The 1,116-nt window shown below is 62.5% G+C and carries 1 protein-coding gene and 1 pseudogene; both read right to left on the bottom strand.

Annotated elements, in window-relative coordinates; genetic code table 11:
* Window positions 1-789, bottom strand: a pseudogene (locus HK28_RS13125) (conjugal transfer protein TrbE); the annotation flags it as partial.
* An 11-nt stretch (window positions 790-800) separates the two neighbouring features.
* Window positions 801-1,076, bottom strand: a complete 276-nt coding sequence (locus HK28_RS13120; protein ID WP_086644987.1) for a VirB3 family type IV secretion system protein — start codon at window positions 1,074-1,076, stop codon at window positions 801-803.
* Between the last annotated feature and the right edge of the window lie 40 nt (window positions 1,077-1,116).

The raw sequence follows: 1,116 nt of genomic DNA, 5'->3' as shown, positions 1-1,116 counted from the left end.
GATGGCGCGGGTGGACCAGCGATAGGGCATCGCCAGCCGGTTCAGGTCATCGAGAATGCCGGGAAAGGTCCGTGATGGGAAACCCGTGATGGTCAGGGTTTTCAGATACGCATCACCGAGTTTGGGTTCCAGACCGCCCGCCAGCGGCTGATCGACCAACAGGGCGTCGAGGTGCATCGGGATTTCCGGCACCCTGACGCGCTGGTTTCGCGTCGAAATGGTGCTGTGCAGGTAGGTCAGCGTCTCGCCATCGTTCAGCCATGCCGCCTCGGGCATGAATCCGTCCAGCAGAGCAAGAAGCCGATCACTGCGATCGATGAAGGCATGGAGCATACCATGCGGGTCCGGCCCGTCGTGTTCCCGACCCTCATACAGAAAACGCTCGGCACGCCCTGATGATTCCGCCGGCGGTAGCCACACCAGGGTCAGGAAATACCGGCTCTCAAAATGCGCGCCCTCATCCTCGAACTGCTCCCGGCGTTCCAGATCGACCATCTGACTGGCGGCATCGGGAAAATCGCTCTCAGGGTAAATCGTGGCGGGCACGCGCTGTGCCTCCACAAACACGGCCCAGCCGGAACCAAGACGCCGCAGGGCGTTATTTAATCGTCCGGTCACGCCGACCAGTTCGGTAGGCGTTGCGCTATCCAGATCAGGGCCTCGAATTTTGGCGGTGCGTTGAAAAGAACCGTCCTTGTTCAGGACAACACCTTTCTCAACCAGTGCTGCCCAGGGCAGGAAGTCTGACAGCAGGGCAGCACGATTGCGATATTCGCCAAGGGACATCATGGCGGGTCTCCCTATGCCCGCAGCCAGGCGGGGTAGCGGAGATGCCGCCGCCCCACCTCAATGAAGAACGGATCACGCCTTGCGCCCCAGACCGCCAGCGTGTGCCCCACGATCCAGAATGCCGCCCCGATCAGCCACAGGCGCAGACCCAGCGCGATGGCCGCTGCCAGCGTGCCATTAGCGATGGCCACGGCGCGTGGTGCCCCGCCCAGCAGGATCGGGTCGGTCAGGGACCGATGCACCGGGACATGAAAACCCGGCACCGCGTCATCCTCATATCCCGCCATCAGATCAGCGCCCCGCCCGAGAAGGAGAAGAAGGACAGAA

It is taken from the genome of Acetobacter sp. DsW_063 (assembly GCF_002153745.1).
Lineage (GTDB): Bacteria > Pseudomonadota > Alphaproteobacteria > Acetobacterales > Acetobacteraceae > Acetobacter.
This window is presented reverse-complemented; position numbering and strand designations above follow the sequence as displayed.